This window comes from Rhodococcus sp. IEGM 1372 (genome assembly GCF_030056835.1).
In the GTDB taxonomy this organism is placed as follows: domain Bacteria; phylum Actinomycetota; class Actinomycetes; order Mycobacteriales; family Mycobacteriaceae; genus Rhodococcoides.
On record NZ_JASHKS010000009.1, the window covers coordinates 58,074 to 80,439 of the forward strand.

At 63.9% G+C, this 22,366-nt stretch carries 20 protein-coding genes; 7 read left to right on the forward strand and 13 right to left on the reverse strand.

All coding sequences use genetic code 11. The features are described from left to right. Window positions 1–14 precede the first annotated feature (14 nt). Genes QM590_RS11055 through QM590_RS11065 form a run of 3 tightly spaced genes read right to left on the reverse strand, consistent with a single transcriptional unit; the run spans window position 15 to window position 3,108 of the window. Complete coding sequence (locus tag QM590_RS11055) at window positions 15–329, reverse strand: AtuA-related protein (RefSeq protein ID WP_269594928.1); 315 nt, start codon at window positions 327–329, stop codon at window positions 15–17. Continuing rightward, window positions 326–1,678 carry an acyclic terpene utilization AtuA family protein gene (locus QM590_RS11060; RefSeq protein WP_269594927.1) on the reverse strand — a complete coding sequence of 451 codons (1,353 nt, stop codon included), beginning with the start codon at window positions 1,676–1,678 and terminating at the stop codon, window positions 326–328. Before QM590_RS11060 ends, QM590_RS11055 begins: the two co-directional genes overlap by 4 nt. Continuing rightward, entirely contained in the window at window positions 1,675–3,108 is a 1,434-nt protein-coding gene (locus QM590_RS11065) for a CitMHS family transporter (protein ID WP_269594926.1), read from the reverse strand. The genes QM590_RS11060 and QM590_RS11065 overlap by 4 nt, the downstream gene beginning before the upstream one ends. An 82-nt stretch (window positions 3,109–3,190) precedes the next feature. On the opposite strand from QM590_RS11065, the gene QM590_RS11070 reads away from it, so the two are divergent. Continuing rightward, complete coding sequence (locus QM590_RS11070) at window positions 3,191–4,084, forward strand: LysR family transcriptional regulator (protein WP_269594925.1); 894 nt, start codon at window positions 3,191–3,193, stop codon at window positions 4,082–4,084. Window positions 4,085–4,245: 161 nt separating this feature from the next. On the opposite strand, the gene QM590_RS11075 is transcribed toward QM590_RS11070, so the two are convergent. After that, window positions 4,246–6,483: an NADP-dependent isocitrate dehydrogenase gene (locus QM590_RS11075; RefSeq protein ID WP_269594924.1), complete on the reverse strand. Its 2,238-nt coding sequence runs from the start codon at window positions 6,481–6,483 to the stop codon at window positions 4,246–4,248. A gap of 240 nt (window positions 6,484–6,723) precedes the next feature. Here QM590_RS11075 and QM590_RS11080 point away from each other — a divergent pair, with 240 nt between their 5' ends. The 3 genes from QM590_RS11080 to QM590_RS11090 all read left to right on the forward strand — a co-directional run bounded on the left by QM590_RS11080 (window position 6,724) and on the right by QM590_RS11090 (window position 9,376). Then, complete coding sequence (locus QM590_RS11080) at window positions 6,724–8,100, forward strand: NAD-dependent succinate-semialdehyde dehydrogenase (protein ID WP_269594923.1); 1,377 nt, start codon at window positions 6,724–6,726, stop codon at window positions 8,098–8,100. Window positions 8,101–8,168: 68 nt separating this feature from the next. After that, entirely contained in the window at window positions 8,169–8,465 is a 297-nt protein-coding gene (locus tag QM590_RS11085; RefSeq protein ID WP_269594922.1) for an antibiotic biosynthesis monooxygenase family protein, read from the forward strand. Window positions 8,466–8,512: 47 nt separating this feature from the next. After that, window positions 8,513–9,376, forward strand: coding sequence for an alpha/beta fold hydrolase (locus QM590_RS11090; RefSeq protein WP_269594921.1), 864 nt, complete (start codon window positions 8,513–8,515; stop codon window positions 9,374–9,376). 2 nt (window positions 9,377–9,378) lie between these two features. Here QM590_RS11090 and QM590_RS11095 read toward each other — a convergent pair whose 3' ends face one another. After that, the gene (locus tag QM590_RS11095) at window positions 9,379–10,731 is read right to left on the reverse strand and encodes a cytochrome P450 (RefSeq protein WP_269594920.1); all 1,353 of its coding nucleotides are present in this window, start codon (window positions 10,729–10,731) and stop codon (window positions 9,379–9,381) included. A gap of 85 nt (window positions 10,732–10,816) precedes the next feature. Here QM590_RS11095 and QM590_RS11100 point away from each other — a divergent pair, with 85 nt between their 5' ends. Further along, complete coding sequence (locus QM590_RS11100) at window positions 10,817–11,431, forward strand: TetR/AcrR family transcriptional regulator (RefSeq protein ID WP_269594919.1); 615 nt, start codon at window positions 10,817–10,819, stop codon at window positions 11,429–11,431. Between the two features lie 75 nt (window positions 11,432–11,506). On the opposite strand, the gene QM590_RS11105 is transcribed toward QM590_RS11100, so the two are convergent. The 7 genes from QM590_RS11105 to QM590_RS11135 all read right to left on the reverse strand — a co-directional run bounded on the left by QM590_RS11105 (window position 11,507) and on the right by QM590_RS11135 (window position 19,144). Then, window positions 11,507–12,868: an acetamidase/formamidase family protein gene (locus QM590_RS11105; protein WP_269594918.1), complete on the reverse strand. Its 1,362-nt coding sequence runs from the start codon at window positions 12,866–12,868 to the stop codon at window positions 11,507–11,509. An 81-nt stretch (window positions 12,869–12,949) separates the two neighbouring features. Next, entirely contained in the window at window positions 12,950–13,390 is a 441-nt protein-coding gene (locus tag QM590_RS11110; protein WP_269594917.1) for a hypothetical protein, read from the reverse strand. 203 nt (window positions 13,391–13,593) lie between these two features. Continuing rightward, a complete protein-coding gene (locus QM590_RS11115) occupies window positions 13,594–14,763 on the reverse strand; it encodes an ABC transporter family substrate-binding protein (protein ID WP_269594916.1) in 1,170 nt (389 codons plus the stop codon). Next, window positions 14,753–15,280: a periplasmic substrate-binding domain-containing protein gene (locus tag QM590_RS11120; protein ID WP_269594915.1), complete on the reverse strand. Its 528-nt coding sequence runs from the start codon at window positions 15,278–15,280 to the stop codon at window positions 14,753–14,755. Before QM590_RS11120 ends, QM590_RS11115 begins: the two co-directional genes overlap by 11 nt. Window positions 15,281–15,317: 37 nt before the next feature. Then, window positions 15,318–17,255: an ABC transporter ATP-binding protein gene (locus QM590_RS11125; protein ID WP_269594914.1), complete on the reverse strand. Its 1,938-nt coding sequence runs from the start codon at window positions 17,253–17,255 to the stop codon at window positions 15,318–15,320. Then, window positions 17,212–18,132, reverse strand: coding sequence for an ABC transporter permease (locus QM590_RS11130; RefSeq protein WP_269594913.1), 921 nt, complete (start codon window positions 18,130–18,132; stop codon window positions 17,212–17,214). The genes QM590_RS11125 and QM590_RS11130 overlap by 44 nt, the downstream gene beginning before the upstream one ends. A 31-nt stretch (window positions 18,133–18,163) precedes the next feature. Continuing rightward, window positions 18,164–19,144 carry an ABC transporter permease gene (locus tag QM590_RS11135; protein WP_269594912.1) on the reverse strand — a complete coding sequence of 327 codons (981 nt, stop codon included), beginning with the start codon at window positions 19,142–19,144 and terminating at the stop codon, window positions 18,164–18,166. A 297-nt stretch (window positions 19,145–19,441) separates the two neighbouring features. Between QM590_RS11135 and QM590_RS11140 the strand changes: the two genes are divergently transcribed. Together QM590_RS11140 and QM590_RS11145 are read left to right on the forward strand one after the other, a co-directional pair. After that, a complete protein-coding gene (locus QM590_RS11140) occupies window positions 19,442–20,398 on the forward strand; it encodes a hypothetical protein (RefSeq protein ID WP_269594911.1) in 957 nt (318 codons plus the stop codon). Further along, window positions 20,395–21,057: a hypothetical protein gene (locus QM590_RS11145; RefSeq protein ID WP_269594910.1), complete on the forward strand. Its 663-nt coding sequence runs from the start codon at window positions 20,395–20,397 to the stop codon at window positions 21,055–21,057. Before QM590_RS11140 ends, QM590_RS11145 begins: the two co-directional genes overlap by 4 nt. On the opposite strand, the gene QM590_RS11150 is transcribed toward QM590_RS11145, so the two are convergent. Further along, the gene (locus QM590_RS11150; RefSeq protein ID WP_269594909.1) at window positions 20,990–22,258 is read right to left on the reverse strand and encodes a glycoside hydrolase family 183 protein; all 1,269 of its coding nucleotides are present in this window, start codon (window positions 22,256–22,258) and stop codon (window positions 20,990–20,992) included. The genes QM590_RS11145 and QM590_RS11150 overlap by 68 nt on opposite strands. Window positions 22,259–22,366 lie beyond the last annotated feature (108 nt).

Genomic DNA, 22,366 nt, shown 5'->3' on the forward strand with positions numbered 1-22,366 from the left:
TTCTGAAAGTGGGATCAAAAAGATTCGGACACAGTCATACTCAGCAGGTGGTAGCTCAGACATTTGCCGTGTCCGTCGAGCACCGGGCTACCCGTCACTCCCCCACCGAGTACGCCGGGTAGCTCGAACACCAGTCCGGAGACCAGGGGCATGTCGGTGCGGCGTACCTCTCCCGTCACCAGCGGCGCAAAATGCGCAGCGACGGCCTCGACAGTCATTGCGCGAGTCAGCACTTCGTAGCTTTCGTCGGTCCGCGGGAAGACCGCGAGAATGAGAGTGTCGCCCTTGTCCCCGGTTCGCACGTCGGCGAGATCGTCGACAGTCCTCATACCGTCACCTCCGTGGTGTGCACGGCGGTCGTCACCTGTGCACGTGGAATCAAACACGATCTGATGGCGAGGACCTCCGTGTTGCTGCTGCGCGCACCGCCGCCGCCGGCTGGGCCGTTCGTATAGAGACTTTCGACTTCCCACCCCACGAGTGCCGCAGTTTCGGCGTCGGGCACCTTCGCGGTAACGCGCAGTCGTACTTCAGGGACATCCGTAGGGGCGACGAGTCCACGGAATGCAGCGCCCGCACCGATGTATTCGATGCCCACGTTCTCGGCGGATATACCGTGCACCTCCCACAGTCGTTGCTGCACAATCTCTCCGGCGAGCTCGGCGCGTTGCAGCGAGCGCGGACCCGCGTAGCTGATCTGCCCCTCACCGAGCCAACCGCCCCGGAATCCAAGGGTCACTTTCAGCTCCTCTGGCCGCGTGCTGCCCGTCGCCCCGGACACCGCCACCCGATCGGGTCCGATGGTCTCGAACGAGACCCCGGTGAAATCGGCGGTTACATCCGGCGTCAGATAACTGGCGGGATCGCCGACCTCGTACAGCAACTGCTCGGCGCACGTTCGCCGCGTCAACTCCCCGCCGGTACCGTCGACCTTGCCGAATTCTGCTGTGCCATCGGCACGTACGTCCCCGAACGGAAAGCCCAGATTCGCCAGACCCTGCACCGGCTTGGTGACCGGATCTGCGAAGTAGCCACCGGTCAGTTGGCCCGCGCATTCGAGAAGATGCCCGACGGCGGTCCCTGCACCGAGCGTCTCCCAATCCTGCCCGGCCCAACCGAACTCGTGCATCAGGGGTGCGAGATACAGCGCCGGATCGGCGAGACGGCCGGTGACGACCACGTCGGCACCGACGTCGAGTGCGGGCAGCACCGCATCGGCGCCGATGTAGGCGTTGGCCGATACGAGTTCCTCGGAATGCTCCGACAGCGGTCGACCGGTCTCCCACACCACCGGGTCGATCCGGCGCACCGCGTCCAGTACGTCGTCACCTGTGACGGCAGCGATACGTACCGAACGTGAGCACACCTGCTCGGCCACGCGCGCAACGACGGCCGCTGCCGCAACAGGATTCGCGGCTCCGGAGTTCGTGACGACGGTGATGCCCTGCTCGGTCGTCGCCCCGAGAACTGCGCGCATCCGCGCTGCCAACAGTGGGTCGTAGCCCGCCGTGGGATCGAGCAATTTCCGTGCCTGCCCTGTCGCGACCGTTCGCTCTCCGAGGCACTCGAAGATGAGATAGTCGAGCTCGCCTCGCTCGGCCAAGATCTGCGCCGGGTCGATGCGATCGCCGGCAAAACCTGCGCCGGCACCCAACCGGACGGTTCCGCGGGCGCTCATGACGACCACAGCGGGATCGCGCCGGTGGCCATGGCAACGCCGAGCATGCCGAGACTGATCAGCCACGCCCACCCCAACGTGTGCCGAATGTGCTTTCCGATGTCGACTTTCGCGAGACCCACCAAAAGGTAGAACGCGCCGGTCATCGGGCTGATCGGGAATCCGACCGTTTCCTCACCGATGATCGAGGCCTGCGCCAGATCGATTGCGCTGACGCCGAATTGGTCACCCACCTCGATGAGGACCGGCAGCACGCCGAAGTAGTAGGCGTCCGGCCCGAAGATCAGGCTCATCGGGACGGCGAACACGCCGACGATGAGCGGCAAGGCGGGGGCCATCGCGTCCGGAATGGCATTGGCTGCGCTGACCGCCATGGACTCGATCATGCCGCTGCCGTCGAGCACACCGAGAAGTACCCCTGCAGCCAACAACGTGCCGACCATCAGCATCGCGCCGACAGCGTGGGCCTCGATGCGGGCGGACTGGGCCTTCATTCCGCGGTAGTTGACGAGAAGCGCCACGATAGTGGCGATGATGAAGCACGTTTCCGGAGGGGCGATGGCGGCGATCAACGCAGCCAACGTCGCGATTACCAGGAAAGCATTGACCCAGAACAACTTCGGCCGCAGCAGTGCTCGGTCACTCGACGCGGTTGCCGGACCGTCCGCATCGTCGCCACCGGTCGACGGGGTGCCGGGCTCCTCGTTCGCGTCACCGACTGCGGATCCGGTATCCCCGGATCCCACGGACATGCGTTCGGCGACTCGCGCCGTCGACTCCTCCACGACGGCCGACGCATCGCCCGCGGCGACCTTGGCCAGACGGGTCCGCTCACGCCGACCCAGGTAGTAGGCGACGCCCAGCGCGAACACGACTCCGGCGATCTGGGCAGGAATCAACGGTACCCACAGTTCGTTGGCGTCGACACCCAGAGTTGCTGCAGCGCGAGCCGTCGGACCACCCCAGGGAACCATGTTCATCACTCCGGCACCGAGACCGACGCAGGTGGCCAGGACGAGCCGGCTCATACCGAGGCGTTCGTAGATCGGGAGCATGGCGGGGACGGCAATCAGGAACGTGGTTGCGCCGGCGCCGTCGAGGTGAGCCACCACGGCGAGGGCAGTGGTCGCGACTGCCACGGTCGGCGGGGCACTACCTGCCCAGCGCACGATGCGGGCGATGATGGGATCGAACAGTCCAGCGTCGCGCATGATCCCGAAGAACACGATCGCGAAGAGGAACATCGCGGCGACGCCCACCACGCCGCCGAGTCCGTCCTTGACGAACCCGGCCACCTCGGATGGCGAGTTACCGGCCAGGAACGCCGCAGCGAGCGGGACACCTGCGAGCGCGACGATCGCCGCAACGCGTTGGGTGAACAACAGCAGCAGAATGATGGCAATCGTCCCGAAGCCGAGCAGTGACAGCATGTGATCTCCTTCATCGAATACGACGAGTGTTGTGCAGATCACTTACTCCGTCCAACATCAGTTGGGTATAGATTCATGCATCGTGGGCATAAACCTGGGCATCGCCCATCTACGCGCCGTCGTCGCACTCGCCGATCATGCGAGCTTCACTGCAGCGGCGAACTGGCTTCAGGTCTCCCAACCCAATCTGAGCCGTACCGTCGCCGAGGCCGAACGACGCCTGGGCGTCCGACTGTTCGTGCGCACCACCCGCAGCGTCGACCTCACCGGAGACGGACACGAAGTCACGGCCTATGCCCGTCGGGTATTGCTCGAGTTCGACGACGGCCTGGAGCAGATCGGGCGCTTCGTCTCCGGTGACCGCGGAACCGTCACCATCGCGTGCCTACCCTCGATCGCGGCGACGTTTCTCCCGCCGTACATCGTGGACTTCCGCAGCAGTCACCCCGACGTCTCGGTACACATCAGAGACGGGTTGCGCGACGATGTGGTGGCCTCGGTTCGCGACGGTTCCGTGGACTTCGCAGTCGTCGCCGCGTCGGGACGAGCGAACGACTTGATGCGCACGACGGTCAGCACCGACGCCTTCGTCTGCGCACTGCCTCCGAATCATGCTCTGGCACAACGGACAAGCCTGCTGTGGACCGACCTCGCCGACCAGCCGTTCGTTGCGTTCGGTCCCGAATCGAGCATCGCCTCACACGTGCAACTGGGGCTCGAAAGCGCGGGAGTCGACGTCGGGCCATCGGTTCAGGCGCACAACGTGGCCGCCGTGGCGGGCCTGACCGCTGCCGGACTCGGCATCACCGTGATCCCGGAACTGGTGGTGCCGATGATGTCGTTCGCGAACCTGGTCTACCTGCCTATCGAGCCGACCATCCATCGCACCATCTCTGTTGTCCAGTTGCCGGGGCGACGCCAAAGTGCGAGCTGTACGGCGTTTCTGGATATTTTGGTGCCCGCCTTGAACGAATGAATGGTCCATTCAGTACGTCTGAGCGCGTGAAAGTCACATTGATCCGAACGGGGTGGGCGGTGGACCCCAATATTGTTGCGCCCCAATACGAATGAATGGTCCATTCAACACGTCTGAGCGCGTGAATGGACCATTCATTCGATGGGGTGGAGCAGAGAAAACTACTTCTTCGCCGACTCCAGAGCCTCGTTGAAGGTCTTCGAGGGGCGCATCACTGCCGCGGTGGCTTCGGGGTCCGGGTAGTAGTAGCCGCCGATGTCGACTGCGGTGCCCTGAACCTCGTTGAGCTCGGAGACGATTTTCTCCTCGTTCTCCGCAAGCGTCTTCGCCAGTGCAGCGAAGTGCTTGGCCAGTTCGGCGTCCTCGGTCTGCTCGGCGAGTTCCTGCGCCCAGTACAGCGCGAGGTAGAACTGACTGCCACGGTTGTCGAGTTCACCGGTCGAGCGCGACGGGCCCTTGCTGTTCTCGAGCAGCTTGCCGGTGGCGGAGTCGAGTGCCTTGGCGAGGATGGTCGCCTTGACGTCGCCGGTCTTGGTGCCCAGATCTTCGAGGCTCACGGCCAGGGCCAGGAACTCGCCGAGCGAATCCCACCGCAGGTGGTTCTCCTCGATGAGCTGCTTGACGTGCTTGGGAGCCGAGCCGCCCGCACCCGTCTCGTAGAGACCGCCGCCTGCCATCAGCGGAACGATGGAGAGCATCTTGGCGCTGGTACCGAGTTCGAGGATCGGGAACAGGTCGGTGAGGTAGTCACGCAGGATGTTGCCCGTCGCGGAGATGGTGTCGAGTCCGCGGACCAGACGCTCCATCGTGTATCGGATCGCGCGAACCTGGGACATGATCTGGATGTCGAGGCCCTCGGTGTCGTGATCCTTCAGGTACTTGCGCACCTTGCCGATGAGCTCGTTCTCGTGCGGGCGGTACGGGTCGAGCCAGAAGACGACCGGCATTCCGGATTCACGCGCACGCGTGACGGCGAGCTTGACCCAGTCCTGGATCGGGGCATCCTTCACGATGCACAGACGCCAGATGTCGCCCTCTTCGACGGTCTGCGTCAGCAGCACCTCGCCGGTGGCCTTGTCGGTGATGTTCGCGACGCCTGCCTTCGGTACCTCGAAGGTCTTGTCGTGCGAGCCGTACTCCTCGGCCTTCTGCGCCATCAGACCGACGTTGGGAACGGTGCCCATCGTCGTCGGATCGAACTGGCCGTTGGTCTTGCAGAAGTTCACCATCTCCTGGTAAATCCGGGAGAACGTCGACTCGGGGTTGACGGCCTTGGTGTCCTTGGGACGTCCGTCCGCTCCCCACATCTTGCCGCCGGCGCGAATCATCGCGGGCATGGATGCGTCGACGATGACGTCGCTGGGCGAGTGGAAGTTCGAGATGCCGCGGGCGGAGTCGACCATCGCGAGCTCCGGACGGGTCTCGTGACACTTGTGCAGGTCTTCGATGATCTCGTCGCGCTTGGACGCCGGGAGGGTCTCGATCTTGGTGTACAGGTCCGAGAGGCCGTTGTTGACGTTGACGCCCAGCTCCTCGAAGAGCTCGTTGTGCTTGGCGAACGCGTCCTTGTAGAACACACGCACAGCATGGCCGAACACGATGGGGTGCGAGACCCGCATCATGGTCGCCTTGACGTGCAGGGAGAACATGACGCCGGTGTCGTAGGCGTCCTGCATCTCGTGCTCGTAGAAATCGAGGAGTGCCTTCTTGCTCATGAACATCGAGTCGATGACGTCACCGTCGGTGAGCGAGACCGTCTCCTTGAGCACGATCGGCTCGCCGTCGGCGGGCAGCAGCTCCATCTTGATCTCACGGTCACCGTCGACGACCGTCGACTTCTCGCCGTGGTAGAAATCGCCCTCGCGCATGTGCGCGACGTGGGTGCGCGACGCCATCGACCACTCGGTCATGCTGTGCGGGTGCTTGCGGGCGAATTCCTTGACGGCCTTCGGCGCGCGGCGATCCGAGTTGCCTTCACGCAGAACAGGATTGACCGCGCTACCGAGGCACTTGGTGTACCGGTCGCGGATCTCGCGCTCTTCGTCCGTCTTCGGATTGCCGGGGAAGTCGGGGATCGCGTAGCCCTTGTCCTGCAGTTCCTTGATGGCAGCGAGCAGCTGCGGAACCGACGCGCTGATGTTGGGCAGCTTGATGATGTTGGTCTCGGGCAGCTGCGTCAGCTTGCCGAGCTCGGCGAGGTTGTCGGTCACTCGCTGGTCTTCGTTGAGGTAGTCGGGGAACTCGGCGAGGATGCGGTTGGCAACGGAGATGTCACTCGACTCGACGTTGATCTCGGCCGCGCTGGCGAAAGAACGTATGACCGGCAGAAACGCGTGAGTCGCCAGCATGGGCGCCTCGTCGGTCAGGGTATAGATGATGGTCGGCTTCTTCGCAGTCATGTTTCGCCTTTGCCTCAGTTTCAACGTCGTCTTTTGGATGCGTCCACCGTCGACTTTAATCTTTGAACCCGCCGCTGTGCGTGCCAGTGGGGTATCACTCCATCGGCGGTTCCAAGTTACCGACCGGTAGGCCGCTCAAAGGTTTTCGTCGCCCACCGCTGCCCCGCCTCTGACCACCGCCGGAGCATCCGATTTGCCCGGATCGGAACAACGGACCCCTCCCCGACCGTTGAACCGAATATGACGACCTACAAAACTGTCAATCCTGCCGACGGCACAACTGTCAAGGAATTCGAAACTCTCGACGCGGCCGGCGTCGAGCGCGCACTGGCCGACGCACACGCCGGATTCCAGACGTGGCGCAAGACCTCACCGAAGCACCGCGCCGAAATTCTGCACAAGGTCGCCGATCTCTACACCGAACGTTCGGACGAACTGGCGCGGACCATCTCGCTCGAAATGGGCAAGCCGCTCACCGAATCCCAGGGTGAGGTGGAGCTGTCCTCCAACATCTACCGCTACTACGCAGACAACGGTCCCGCGCTGCTCGAGGACGAGAAGCTCGACGTCCCCGGCGCGGAAGACACTGTGCTGCAGCGCAAGCCGGTGGGCGCGCTCGTCGGCGTCATGCCGTGGAACTTCCCGTACTACCAGGTGGCTCGATTCGCAGGCCCGAACCTGATGGTGGGCAACACGATTCTGCTCAAGCACGCACCGAACTGCCCGCAGTCGGCTCTGCTGATGGAGGAGATCTTCCAACAGGCCGGACTCCCCCAGGACGCGTACATCAACATCTTCGCGACCAACGATCAGATCGCCGAGATGATCGCCGACCCACGCGTGCAGGGTGTCTCGCTCACCGGTAGCGAGCGGGCCGGAACCTCGGTCGCCGAAACTGCCGGACGCAACCTCAAGAAGGTCGTGCTCGAACTCGGCGGCTCGGACGTGTTCATCATGCTCGACTCCGACGACATGGACGCCACCGTCGAATCCGCAACCCGGGCGCGGCTGTCCAACGCAGGCCAGGCCTGCAACGCCGCCAAGCGCATCCTCGTCGCCGAGGAGTTCTACGACGACTTCGTCACCAAGCTCACCGCATCGTTCGAGGCAGTGCGGACGGGCGATCCGTTGGACGCGAACACCACCCTCGGCCCGCTGTCGTCGCAGACCGCAGCCGACACGTTGATCGAGCAGATCGACGACGCCGTCGCCAAGGGCGCAACCCTGCTGACCGGCGGCAAGAAGATCGACGGACCGGGTGCATTCGTGCAGCCGACGTTGCTGACCGACGTCACCCCGGACATGCGTGCGTACAGCGAGGAGCTGTTCGGACCGGCAGCGGTGATCTACAAGGTCGAAAGCCCGCAGCAGGCAATCGAATTGGCGAACTCCTCGGCCTACGGCCTGAGCGGCTCGGTGTGGAGTGCCGACCTGGACAAAGCCCGTGACGTCGCCGAGCAGCTCGAAGTGGGCATGGCCTTTGTCAACGAACACGGCACCACGCTGCCCGGCCTGCCGTTCGGCGGAGTCAAGCGCTCCGGCGTCGGCCGTGAGCTGGGACCGTGGGGCATGGACGAGTTCGTGAACAAGAAGCTCGTGCGCGTCTCCGCGAAGTAGATCGTGTTGGCATGGCTCCCCGGGCAGTTGCCCGGGGAGCTTTGTCGTGCCGCAGTCATACTGTCTCGATGATCGTCGAACATGCTCTACTGCACGTCGTCCCCAGTCGAACCGACGAATTCGAGGCCGCGTTCACCGACGCGAAGTCGATCATCTCCTCGATGCCGGGGTTCGTGAATCTGACACTGTCGCGGGGCATCGAGCAGCCGAATACGTATCTACTGCTGGTCGAATGGGGATGCCTCGAAGACCACACCGAGGGCTTCAGGAAGTCCGACGAGTACCAGAAGTGGAAGACGCTGCTGCATCATTTCTACGAACCCTTCCCCGTCGTCGAGCATTTCGCTCCGAGGCTCAGGGCGTAGGAGATAAGTTCGATTCTCGTCCCCATCGCCGTTTCGAGGAGTCACCCGTGGCCAATGCTTCGTCGTTCGTATCCAAGCAGGACGACACCGAGATCAGTACCTACATCTGGGCGACGTCCGCCGACCCGGCGCGCGGCGTCGTACAGATCGCGCACGGGCTCGCCGAGCACGGCAGCCGCTACGCCCGCTTCGCCGCAGCGTTGAACGACGCCGGATTCCACGTCGTCGCGTCCGATCATCGCGGCCACGGAGAGTCGATCGTCGACACCCCCGGCGATTTCGGTGCTGCAGCGTTCGCGGGTTTGTGGGCCGACATCGAGCAGCTGGGCGAATCACTGCTGAACGAATATCCCGACCTGCCACTGTTCCTGTTCGCCCATTCCATGGGATCGTTTGCCGCGCAGCATGTTCTGATCGAACGATCCGATCTGTACGAGGGTGTGGTGCTGTCGGGCTCGACCACGCTGAACATCCTCGCCGCCGGAATGGCCGACGCCCCAGCCGGTGACCTGAGCGTGTTCAACGCCGCCTTCGAGCACCGCACCGGATACGAGTGGCTCTCCCGCGACGAGGCCGAAGTGGACGCCTACGTAGCCGACCCGCTGTGCGGCTTCGACCTCCCGGAGTCGACGGTCCCCGCGTTGTTCGGTGAGGCCGACAAGGTCGCCGACCCGCACAACCTCGAGCAGATCCGTTCCGATCTCCCGCTGCTCATCACCTCGGGAACCGACGACCCGCTCGCCGGGGGCGGACAGTTGATCGAGACCCTCGCTGCCCGATACCGCGAGGCCGGAATGAGCGACGTCACCGTCACCCTCTACCCCGGTGCTCGCCACGAGATCCTCAACGAGACCAACCGCGACGAGGTCACCGCGAACATCATCGGCTGGCTCACCGACCGCGCCGGATAGACCTACCGCTTTCGCAGCTGCACGGGCTGCCCGTCCTCCGGAAAGGGAAGCGACGTGAAGTTCAGCGGCGCAACGTAATCGGGGTCGACCGACCAGTCGAACCGCAGCAGCAGATGATGCATGATCGTCTTGATCTCCGCTCCGGCGAAGAACATGCCGATGCACTTGTGCACGCCTCCGCCGAACGGCTCCCACGCGTAGCGGTGCACCTTGTCCTCCCGGCGGTCGTCGGCGAACCGGCCGGGATCGAATTTCTCCGGGTTCGGCCAGTACTCGGCCATGTGGTGCGTGAAGTGTGGGGCGACCGACGCATACGTCCCCGCGGGAACGAACTTGCCCTGCACCTCGGTGTCCTTGACCGCGCGGCGCGCAACCACCGGCGTGGGCGAGACCAAACGCAAGCATTCCTTCATCACCAGATCGACGCTGTGCAGTTCGTCCAGTTGCGCGAGCGTCGGCGCATCGGTACCGAGCGCCTCGGACTCGGCACGGCACTTGTCCTGCCACTGCGGATGCTGACCGAGGTACTGCATCATCGTCGACAGCGTGATCGTCGACGTGTCGTGCGCGGCCATCAGCAGGAAGATCATGTGGTCGATCACTTCGTCGTCGGAGAAGCGTTCGCCGTCGTTCCCCTCGATGTGACACAGAACCGAGAACAGGTCGTCGGTCTCGGTGGCACGCCGGGACGGCAGGTACCGCCGGAAGAACTCCTCGAGCATGGCGCGGCCGTCGAGACCGCGCTTCCACCGAGTTCCGGGAACCCGAAAGCGCACAATGGATGTCGCCGCCTGAACGCACGCCACGAAACTGGAGTTCAGCTCGGCGATCTCGGCATCGGTGCTGCCCTCTGCGCCGCCCATGAAGATGCTCGTTGCCACCTCCAGGGTCAACGCCTTGAGCGCCGGGTAGACCTGAACGTCGCGCCCGCCTTGCCACGCGTCCAAACCTGTTGCTGTGACAGGATTCAACGCCTCGACGGATTTGGTGAGCCGGTCCCTGGTGAAGGCCTGCTGCATGATCCGTCGGTGCTTCAGATGCTCCTCGGAGTCGAGCAACATCAATCCGCCGTGAAAGAACGGGCCGATCAGCAGGGACCAGCCGTCACCGTTCGCGAACGCCTTGTCGGCGTTCTGCAACACCTCTTGGCATGCGTCCGGACCCAGAACGGTGATCCACTTCTGACCGGCCATCGTCAGCCACGACACCTCGCCGTACTTCTCCCACCGACTCCCGAGCAGTTTCAGGGGATCTCGGATGTACTCCAGCGTGTGCCCGACGACGGGCATACCGCCGTCGCCGTATACCGGTTGGAGCGTTGAATCAGCAGGTGGAGCAGCCAGAGCACGTGCCATTGTCGACCTCCGTCAATCTGACAGAGCGTCCTGTCAGATGGCATGTAGTCTGCGTCACACCTGCTCCCTCTGTCAAGATCTACGCATGGCTTCCACGCGCCGCTACAACGGCATGAGCGCAGACGATCGCACCGCCGACCGTCGCGCACGGTTGCTCGAAGCCGGACTCGAAGTGTTCTCGACGGCCGGTGCCCAGAACACGACCATGACCGCGATCTGCGCGGAGGCGAAGCTGACCGAGCGCTACTTCTACCAGAACTTCTCCAGCAAAGAGGATGTGCTCGAGAAAGTGGTGGAGTCGGTATCCGACGAGATCCGGGCCGCTGCCCTGGACGCGCTGCACTCCCCCGCCCCCACCGTCGAGGACCAGGTACACAACGCCATCGCCGCGTTCGTCGGCGTGCTCACCGACGACCGCCGCAAGGGCCGCGTCGCGATGATCGAGTCGCTGGCCGTCGACTCACTGCGTGACTATCGACGACAGTCCATGCGCGCGTTCGCCCATCTGGTCGCCGAGCAGTCACGCGAGCTGTTCGGCGAACAGGCCTGGCCGCAGCCACAATCCGAGATCAACGGCCTGCTGTTCATCGGCGGACTCGCGGAACTGGTCATCGCGTGGTTGAACAACGAGATAGCCGTCACCCCAGCGGATATCGTCGACGCCGCCACTCGCCACTTCGTCGCGACGGCACACCGCTGAGGTGCGCTACGCGCAGTGGCGTGACTAAGTGCCCGCTGAGGCACTTACCCGCACCACTGCGCCGGAGGCGCACTCCTACCGGTCGAAGTGCGCCTTGGAGATCTGACCGTGCACGCCGACCGTCTTGTCGACGACCTGCGACACGGTGAAGTTCGCGGCCGCGGAGAGGTACGCGTAGGCCGTCGCCCGGTCCATACCGAGGTCGGTCTCGAGGAAGTCGAGCGCGTTGACCACGGCGCGACGCATGGCGGCGTTCAGGTCCGAACTCTGGCCGCCGACGGCACCGTCCGGGTCGGACAGACCGATCGGAATCCACGAGTCCTCGTTCTCGGCAAAGGGATACGAGTACGCGACGGACGGGGCATCTCCACTGCCCGCCTTGCAGACAGTGAGGCGGAAGGTGCCGCGCAGAGAACCTTCCATCGCGGTGAGCGCCACCTCCCCGTCGCCCATCGCCATGTGCGGATCGCCGACGTAGAACAACGCACCCTCGGCGAACACCGGGAGGTAGAACGTCGATCCGACACCGAGCAAACCGACGTCGATGTTGCCGCCGCCGAGCGTCGGCGGAATCGAGTTCGCGTTGGGTGACGTCAGACCCGGGTCGCTGGCGAACGCGACGCCCATCATGCCCATGAACGGGCGCAGCGGAAAGCGCACGGCCGCATCGCCGTAACGCATCACACCCTGCCCGTCCTCGACGGCTGTGAACGTGGAGACGTTGCCGTACTGCGTCGGATCACCCGACGGCCTGCCATCGCTGCCGATCGGCGGCATCACCTCGTCCAGGCTGATACCTGCGGGTGCCTCACCGGACGCGGTCACCGCCAGGGAACCCTTGCCGTGCCGACTCGACACCACGCCGTACGGAACGCGGGGAATCGCCTCGAGCGTCTCGATCTTGAGCACGTCGCCGCGCTGCGCCCCTTCGACGAACACCGGGCCCGTCACTACGTGCGGGCCGTCGACGTCGAAGTTGCGGACCGTCCGGTCGTACCCGCCGGCGATGTCGATGGCGTCCTGCAGCACATCGGATTCCGCTACGCCTTTGCCGCCGAAGAACTCGACGGGATCGCGGCCCTGGTCCTCGAGAATTCCCTCGTGGCTGAGCGCATCGATGGTCACCGTCTCACCGGACTTCATCTGCAGCACCGATTCGGACTCGACCGTCGGGACGTATCCCCAGAGAACCTTGTCGACTTCGGAACTCAGGTAGTGATCGCCGGAGATATCGCCTGCGGCGGGCTGAAGAATGCCGACCGGTGCCGGAGCCGACGAACTCGCGGCGGCGGTGCTCGTCGACGACGACGTCGAACAGGCTGCGGTTCCGGCGATCCCGACGCCCGCGCCCAGCGCGGCCACCGCCTGAATGAATCCGCGACGTCCGATCCCCTTGGTGATCGTCTCCGCTGCCTGCTCCGCCATCGACCGCGCCATGATTCCTCCTGAATTGTCCGAAACCCGAACGTAGACCGGAGGTGTTTCTCGGCAGTTACGATCACGCGTCGCGGCAATTGCTCAGCTTGGATCGCTGCCGCCGATTGCGGACCACCACACAGCGGTGACGGCGGCGAGGACCGTCACTGCCACGAACTCGGCGAATCCGCCTCCGTCGACGACCAGCCACAGCAATCCGATGATCGGACCTGCCACCGCGGCGGGGGCGTCGAGCATGATCCGACGCCGCAGCGAGCCGAAGCGATCACTGCGCGTACGGAGGTCGGACTCGTTCAACCGCGGCGCGTCGAGCGGAGCGCCGGGAGGCAACGAACTACAACGCCGTCCCGACGGCAGCGCCACAATTCCGGGTTCGATGACGAAAGCGCGCCGCCCGAGAATCGACCTACTCGCGCGCGCGTCGGCGTCGGGGACGATCGCCAGCAGCCCGGTGTGGAAGTAGACGGGGTACCAGGCCCGCCCACCGTTCTCGTGTACTTCCAGGTACCCGCGAGAACGCATACGGTGTTGAAACCGTACTCGCCGAACGGTGGTCGAGGTGTTCATCGACCTTCCGGCCAGCACTGCGCACGCTGTCGACCAGCCCGTCCAGACGAGGACGATCAGGGCCACGAAAACGCTCAGTGGCGCAATGACGACAGCGGTCGATGCCGCGACAACCAGAGTGATCGCCGCGGCACCGACCGGATATCCGAGACCGTGAGCTATTTCAGGAACCCGACCTTCGAGTAGTCGAGATCGCCGAATCCCGGAGCTCCGAAGTTCGCGAGATTCGACTTGGTCGCGTACGTCGACGGACGCTGGAACATGGTCAGGCTATGGCCCTCGGCCCAAATCGCCTTGTCCGCTTCGTTGTAGTCGGCGATGCGTGCATCGTTGTCGAGCTCGGCGGCAGCCTTGTCGAGCAAACCGTTGATCTCCTCGGATCCCACCTGGCCGTAGTTCTGCAGCGTGCTGCCCGGCGTGAGCCGGAAGATGCCGTCACTGCTCGAGGAGTACGGCGTTCCCTCCCAAGTGAAGTGGGTGACATCGAATGCGCCGACCAGAATGTACTTCTCGAAGAAGTCATCCGACGGCACCGATTGGATGATGAGATTGGCACCGACGGCCTTGAGGTTCTGCTGGATGATCTGCGCTTCCTGCGTCGCATTGGGGGTATCGGCCGGAATGATGTCCTGCAGATCGAGCTGCTTGCCGTCCTTGGATCGGAACTCCCCGTTCATCGTCCAACCGGCCGCGTCGAGTTCGGCCTTCGCCTTTTCGGGGTCGAAGGTGATATTGCCGTTGTTGGCCTGGTAGCCCTTCTGCCCGTCCACGTAGATGTGGTTGTTCAGGACAGTCGGGCTCGAGGTGATCTGACCGAGCTGTGACGTCGCCAGGTAGTCACGATCGATCGCCTTCATCAACGCCACGCGCACTGCCTTGTCCGAGGTGATGCGTCCCGGGGCTCCGTTGAAGTCGAAGTGCCGGTACTGCGGGCCCAGGCTCTGCCGCAGGTCGACATTCGGGATACCGCGGGCAACCTTGAAAGCATCGGCGCTGCTGCCCAATTCGAAGTAGTCGATCTCGCCACTCTGCAACGCACCGATAGCTGCCGTCGTATCCAGCGGCAGGTACGTGATGGTGTCCAGCACTGCTGGGTTCTCACCCCACCAGTCCGGGTTGCGCTCGGCAACGATGCGCTTGCCGCCGGGCTCGATCGTGCGGATGCGGAACGGGCCGGCGGTGGCAGGCATGGTCTCGACCGAACCGGTGTTGAACGCCTCGACAGTGTTCACGGACTCCGCAGGCATCAGCGGCGAAAACAGGGAGCGCCAGTCCGCGAACTTCTCAGCGAACGTCAGGGTCACCTGCTGGTCGTTCTCACCGCACAACGGATTCCACCTTGTCCCAGCCCGCGGTGCTGGACGCCTCGTAAGCCGGGTCCTTGCCGCTGTTCGCAGTCCATGTGGCCACGAGGTCGGTGTAGTCCAGCGGCCTCCCGCTGCTCCACTTGGCCTTGGGATTGATGTTGTAGGTGATCACCTGCTTACCGTCGACCTCGGACTCGGTGATGTCGGTGAAGAAATCGGTCGCCGTCGTGAGGCTTGCGTCCGCGGCAGCCTTGAACGCCGTAGGCATCAACGCGGCGTAGTACCGCGCAGCGTCGACTGTGGTGCCGTCGATTTGGTAGTAGTTGTAGTTGGTCGGCACCTGCGAGAGCGGGAAGTTCATGTTTCCGCCCTGCTGTAGATCGCTGATCGGGTGTGGATTGATCTGCGCTCCGCTCTCGAAGGACGCAGGCGCGTCGGCGTTGGGCCCGGTATCCCCCGAGCTGCACCCCGCCACCAGTCCCACAGTGGTCACGGCCACCGCGATCGGGACCAGTGCCCGAAATAGCTTGGCTCTCATCAATTCACCTTTCTCAGTGTGCACGTAACCTGCAGGATCAGATGGCGTCGGCCAGTGCTGCGGCCTCGGCGATTCGGGCTCGTTGGAGCACGGGATCGGGGATGGGGATGGCTTTCAGGAGTGCCCGTGTGTACGGGTCCTCGGGTGCGTCGAAGATCTGCGCCGTCGGACCCTTTTCCACGAACACCCCGTTGCGCATCACAGCAACTTCGTCGGCGAGATGACGCACCACCGACAGATCGTGCGAGACGAAAAGATATGCCAGCCCGAGCTCCGCTTGCAGATCCTGCAGCAGGTTCAGCACGCCCGCCTGGATCGATACGTCGAGTGCGGACACCGGCTCGTCGAGCACCAGGATCGACGGCTTCAGCGCCAAAGCCCGTGCAATACCGACTCGTTGACGCTGCCCGCCGGAAAATTGTGTGGGATACCGATCTGCGAGTTCCGGACGCATCCCGACGGTGTCCATCAGTTCCCGAACCCGGCGGGTGCGCTCGTCGATCGGGACACCGTTGATCTTCAACGGCTCGGCGATGATCTCCCCCACCGGCATCCGCGGGTCGAGCGAGCCCATCGGGTCCTGGAACACGATTTGGATGTGCGCGCGGAGCTGTCGTTGCTCGGCGCGGCTCAGGCCGTACGGCTCGACGCCGTTGATCCGGATCGAACCTTGTTGCGGCTTCACGAATTCCATGATCTCGAGCAGGGTCGTGGACTTGCCGCAGCCCGATTCGCCGACGATCGCCAGCGTCGACCCGGCGTGCACGTCGAAGCTGATGCCCTGCACCGCAGGCACTTCCCCGGCCCGACGCCGCAGTACCGATCCCTTGAACACCGGGTAGCTCTTGTGTAGATCGGTCACCGACAGCACCGGAGCGTCCTTCGAAACCGTCACCACCAGCTCCGCTGGGGCCTCCGACCGTGGGGCACCCTCGAACTCCGTCTCCACCGAGTCTGCCGTCGCGGCATCGATGCGAATGCACGCAGCACTGTGGCTCGGTGCGACCTCGATCAACTGGGGTTCGCCTGCGTCGCACGCGTCGGTGTGCAACGGGCACCGCGGACCGAAGGGGCATCCCGTCGGCAGGTTGACCAGAGCCGGCGGGGTGCCCTCGATCGGCACGAGCCGCTCCTGGGCCGGCCGGTCGGGGCGAGGAACCGATCCGAGCAGCCCGACGGTGTACGGCATCGACGGATGCGCATAGAGCTCGTCCACGGGCGCGGTCTCGACTGCGCGACCGGCGTACATCACCATGGCCCGATCGGCCACGCCGGCAACGACTCCGAGGTCATGGGTGATGAACACGACCCCGGCCCCGGTGACGTCCCGCGCGGTACGGAGCAGATCCAGAATCTGGGCCTGGATTGTGACGTCGAGGGCCGTGGTGGGCTCGTCGGCGATGATGAGGTCGGGGTCGTTGGCGATGGCCATCGCGATGACGGCGCGTTGGCGCATGCCACCGGAGAACTCGTGCGGGTACGACCTGGCCCGTGTCTTCGGATCGGCGATACCGACCAGATCCAACAACTCGAGCGCACGCTCGTGCACCTTCGCTTTGCCGAGCGATGGATTGTGTACCGAGATCGCTTCGGAGATCTGGTCACCGATGCGGTAGATGGGCGTCAGTGCAGTCAGCGGGTCCTGCGAGATCATGGCCACCGAACGTCCGCGCTCGCGAGACATCTCGCGGTCGGACAGGCCGAGCAGCTGACGGCCGTTGAGTTCGATGGATCCGGTGACCCGCGCGGTCTGCGGGAGAAGTCCCATGACGGCGAGGGACGACACCGACTTTCCCGAGCCGGACTCGCCGACGATGGCCAACACCTCCCCCTTGTCGACCTGGTAGTCCAAGCCCCGGACTGCGGTGACGCGCCCTTCCTCACTGGGGAAACTGACCTCGAGCCCGCTGACCTTCAACACCGGCACAATCTCAGCCACGCGCCTGTCCCCTCGTCGAGTTCGGATCGAATGCATCGCGCAGGCCGTCGCCGACGAAGTTGGTGGCCAGCACGATCAACACCAGTGCGCCACAGCAGAACGCGAACAGCCACGGATACGTCAACGCGGACGACGTGCCGTCGGCGATCAGCGTGCCGAGCGAGACGTCGGGTCGCTGGACACCGAAGCCGAAGTAGCTCAGGGACGCCTCACCGATGATGGCGATACCCACGTTGAGCGTGACGTCGACGATGAGAATCGAGGCCATCGACGGCAGCACGTGCTTGCCGATCACACTCGCCGGGGTCGCGCCCATGTACTTTGCGGCGCGGATGAATTCACGCTCCCGGAGCGACCGCGTCATAGCCCGGATGATGCGCGAGGTGATCATCCACGCGAACGCCGCAAGTAGCAGCACCAGAATGAAGAAGCTCTTGTCGCGGAACAGCGGTGAGCAGATGGCGATGACCAGGAAGCTCGGGACGACGAGCAGGACATCGGCAACCCACATCAGGGCGCGGTCGGTCCAGCCGCCGAAGTATCCCGCCACCGCGCCGACGACGCCGGCGAGCACCGTGGAGATCAACGCCACGAGCATGCCGATGATCAGCGACTTCTGCAATCCGCGCAGAGTCTGAGCGAGGACGTCCTGCCCGATCTGGTTGGTGCCGAACCAATGCCGCGTGGTCGGCGGAGAGTTCAACGCATACGCGTCGAGTTCCTCGTAGGTGAAGGGGATGAAGTGCGGGAGCACGAACGCGCCGACGAACATCACCACCAACACCAGAATGCCTACCAGGGCCGGCCTGTTACGCAGGAACCGACGCAGCACCAGTCGACGGCGGGTGATCGGGGCCGTCGTCTCGCCCTGGCCGTCCACCGCGGCGATCTCGGGAACCACAGGTGTTGCCATCGCCGATCCTTTCCTCGATCGAAGTGGTGGGTCAGTCCGCGTAGCGAACGCGCGGATCCAGTGCGGCAGTGAAGATATCGGTCAGCATTCCGGAGACGAGGACGGAGAGCGCGGTGAAGAGCGAGACCGCGAGCGTGATGTTGATGTCCTGGCTGGTGATGCCGTAGATCAGCCAGTCCCCCATGCCGTACCAACCGAATACGCGCTCGGTGAAGGTGGCTCCGGTGATCACCGCGCCCATACCGAACGCGAACAACGTGGCCATCGGAATGAGCGCAGTACGGAAGCCGTGCTTGAAGATCGCGCGGCCGCGGGTGAGCCCCTTGCCGCGGGCGGTGCGAATGTAGTCCATGTTCAGCTCGTCCAGCATCGAGCTGCGCATGTAGCGGCTGTAGCCACCGATGGTGAACAACATCAGCACGACGGTGGGTAGCAGTAAATGCTGTGCACGGTCGACGATTTCGTTCATCAGGCCGGGCGCGAGCGTCGTCGACGTCTCGCCGGTGTACTGGAAGAACTGACTGCCCGTGCTCTGATTGACCTGCACCGCCAGGTATTTGAGCACCGGGGCAAGCACCAGAATCGGTGTGCTGATGAGAACGAACGTCACGACCGTTGCAACGTGATCGAAGATCTTGTACTGCCGAACCGCTCCGTACGCCCCGATCAACGTACCGAGCACTGCTCCCAACACGGTGCCGAGCACCACCAGCCGCAGTGATACGAGGATGCGACGCCACAACTCGTCGTTGACCGAACCGGCCGCGATCGTCTGCCCGAAATCACCGTGCAGCACCGCCCACAGCCACTTCAGGTAACGCAACACCGGATTGTCGTCGAGGTGCAGAGCCGCGCGCTTGGCGGCCAGCACCGCGTCGGAGGGCGGTGGGTTACGGCTGAGCAGATTGGACAGCGGATCGAACGTGAGCGACGCCAGAAGGTAGGTCAGAAACGTCGCGATGAGCAGCAGTACGACGTAGTTCAGCAACCTCCGCGCAAGATAACCGCCCACGCGCAACCACCTTCCATCTAACACCACGGCGGTGCCCACTGGCACTGCTCTCGGCATTGTTCACACCGCGTGTTTCCTGCTTGTTTCGTTAGCGGCGGAAACAGACATTCCACAACATAGCACCAGAAATTTGCTGTTCGTTCATGGAAGAGGAAATACTTTCCGAGGAACGGACAAACCGGAAATAGCGGTGTCAGAACATGTTTGGAGACATTTACCGATACAGGCTGCAAATTCCGACAATGCGGACAACGCGCGGAATAGGTGCTCTCCACTCGAATCGGTAGATTCACGACCATGACCGCAGCTGCCACACCCGACGGATTCGCCTACGAACGATTCGACGTCACCGACGCCGGATCCATCGCCGCGGTCTTCGCGGCCAAGGAACATCGAGCCGGGCTCTACGTTCTGCACTTCACCGACGGCTCGGCCTACGCGGGCTACGCAGATTCGGTCGCCGCGCGGTTCGCCGCGGACCTCGACGTGTGGGCCGACATCGAGGCACTCGACTTCGCGGCCGGAACTCCAGATCAGCTGGGGCAGCTGCAGGAGCTCGTGTCGCGCCTGACCCGCCTCCGCGAACGCCCTTCCGATCCTGGCGCGATCGGCGAAGCACCGAGCGCGAAATCCGCACTGCCGAAAGAAAGAGCCAAGCGGGCGACGTTGCTCGACACGGCAGTCGGCAAGGCACGCAAGCAGTTCTGGGAACTGTCCGACCACATCGCGTACCCCGCCATCCGCAGCATCGTGGCCGACTACCTCAATTCCTCGATCCCCGACCCGGCGAACACCGAGAAGTATCTGTGGCAGATCGCTGCCCTGTCCGACGATCTCGCCGAGACCGGTCCGCGACGCTTGGTGACGCTGACGTGCGGCGGCTTCGAGACGCTCCGCGTCGACGAGATCGTGCACGACGACGACACGATCGAACTCGACCTGCGCATCAACACCAACGTTCCGCGCGACCGCACCGACGAGCAACTCGAGGTCTCCAACGAGACGGTCAGCGCAGGACGCGGTCCGCACCGGGACGAACGTGTGTGGTCGTGGTCGATCGACCTCGGCGCACTGCTGGAAGAAGACGTGGACGTCGACCTCGGCATCGACGACGACACGTTCGACGACCTCGCCTACGGCCTCAACGCCCGGCTGATGCGATCCGGAAACTCAACGGGCGCAGCATCACACAACCACGACCTCGCGTCCGACCTGCTCGCCGAGGCATACCGGCAGCTGTTCGAGACCGAGTGACCGATCGGCTGTGGTACGTCTCGTACGGGTCCAACCTGCTGCGCGAGAGGTTCCATACCTACCTGACCGGGTCCGACGAGCGGTCCGAATTCGGTGCGCACCCACCGGCACCCATTGCGTCACCACCCGCCGAAGAACGATGGCTGTGGATCGATCATGCGCTGTATTTCGCGGGAGTCTCCCGGCGCTGGACCGGAGCGTCCGCATTCGTCTCCACGACGGTCGATCCGGCGAATCGCTCTGTAGGGCGCGGATATCTGATCGAGCGAGCCCAGTTCGCTCATCTGGCCGCGGTCGAGAACGTCGTCGCAGCCGTCGATATCGGGGCGACGGAGACGCTCGCCATCGGACAGTGGGCGCAGCTGTCAGTGGATCGCGAGGGCGAGAGCTTCCGCGGGAAATATGATGCACTGCTACGGCTTCCGGACATCCACGGAAGGTCCGCCTTCACGCTGAGCAGTTCGACCGTGCGCGAGCCCGGCGAACCGTCGAGCAGGTATCTCTCGACCATTCGCCGCGGACTGCTCGGCGCAGACCTCGATCTGGACGTCGACGCCTACCTCTACGCGGCCATCGAACGATCGATGCAGATCACTTCAGCGCATCAAGGTTCGTCTTCAACAGCAGCACGTTGTAGTCCGACCACCGAGAAGCAGTGAAGTACAGGTCTTTTCCGCTCGACATCGGGTGAATGAACGGCGCGTAGATGCCACCGGCCGTCTGATTGGCGTCGAGGATGGTCCTCGGCGCACTCCACGGACCCTCGGGATTGTCTGCTGTGCGAGCCACCAGAGTGCGAGAGTTCTCGTCCCCGTACATCATCACGTAGCGGCCGAGGTAGTCGTTCCACGCAACCGACATCTCACTGACCGGGCCCTTGACGATGGCGACCGTATCGCCGATGTTCTTCGACCACTGCTTCGTCGGGTCCGGATCCTGCGTCGAGTACTCGTACGCGTCGAGATTCTCGATGTCCGCAGGCGCGACCCGCGAGACGAAGGCGTCGCCGAATCTACCGTTGGGAGTACCGAACTGGTACAGGTACTCGCCGTCGCGGCCCAGGACGTACGCACTCTGCTGGAACTTGCCCTGGCTTTCGTGGACGTTGGTGAAGCCCGGGATGGTGACACCCTTGTTGACGCGGATGGTCCTGGGATCCGTCGACCAATTCTGGCCGTTGTCAGTGGACTTCGCTGTCGCGGAGTAATTCGTGACCCAGCGCCCGGGTGTGCCCCAGCTCCGCACCGACATGTAGTTGATGTACTGGGTGTTGCCGATCGCGATGGCCGCCGTGGGGATGGTCGTGTCCTCGACGCTGGGTAGCTTTGCGCTCGAGATGATCTCGGCCGCATAGCGTGGGTTGTCTGCACGCACGACGGCACCGGAGGTGTTGTCCGCGGGATCGGCTGGACCGATCTCGATGCCCTGCGCCAAGTTCGTCGACGCCTTGTCCGAGCGGAAGAGCGCGTTGCTGCGCCACTGGGCATTGCCGGAGGAGCAGTCGCCGAACGTGTCACCGAACGCCATCAGGATCTGGCCGGCACCGTTGTCCCAGCTGATGCCGAGGTCGGTACCCGACATTGCAAGGTCGTTGTAGGTGTTGTTCACACTCTGCGGACCGGTGACCCAGGCAATGCTCTGCGTGTTGCCTGTGATCCGAGGAAGCGGCCCCTGCGGACCCTGCGGGTTCTTGCCCGACATGCCCGCGCTGCCCGACGACCCGAACAGCGGAGACGAGCCCGGCCCGCCGAGCCCACCACACGGTTCGGCCGACACGGTGGGCGCAGTCAAAGCGCTGAGTCCGCTCACTGCCAGCGCCAGGACAGCCCCGACAGCGATCTGCCGACTACGTACACGCATAGACGAACCCACCGTTTCCCGTGTGACTCACGATACTGATGTGACTGATGGGACGAGTGTTACGCAAATCTACTGATCGCGCAACAAATCGGGCGAGTCGGTACTTGA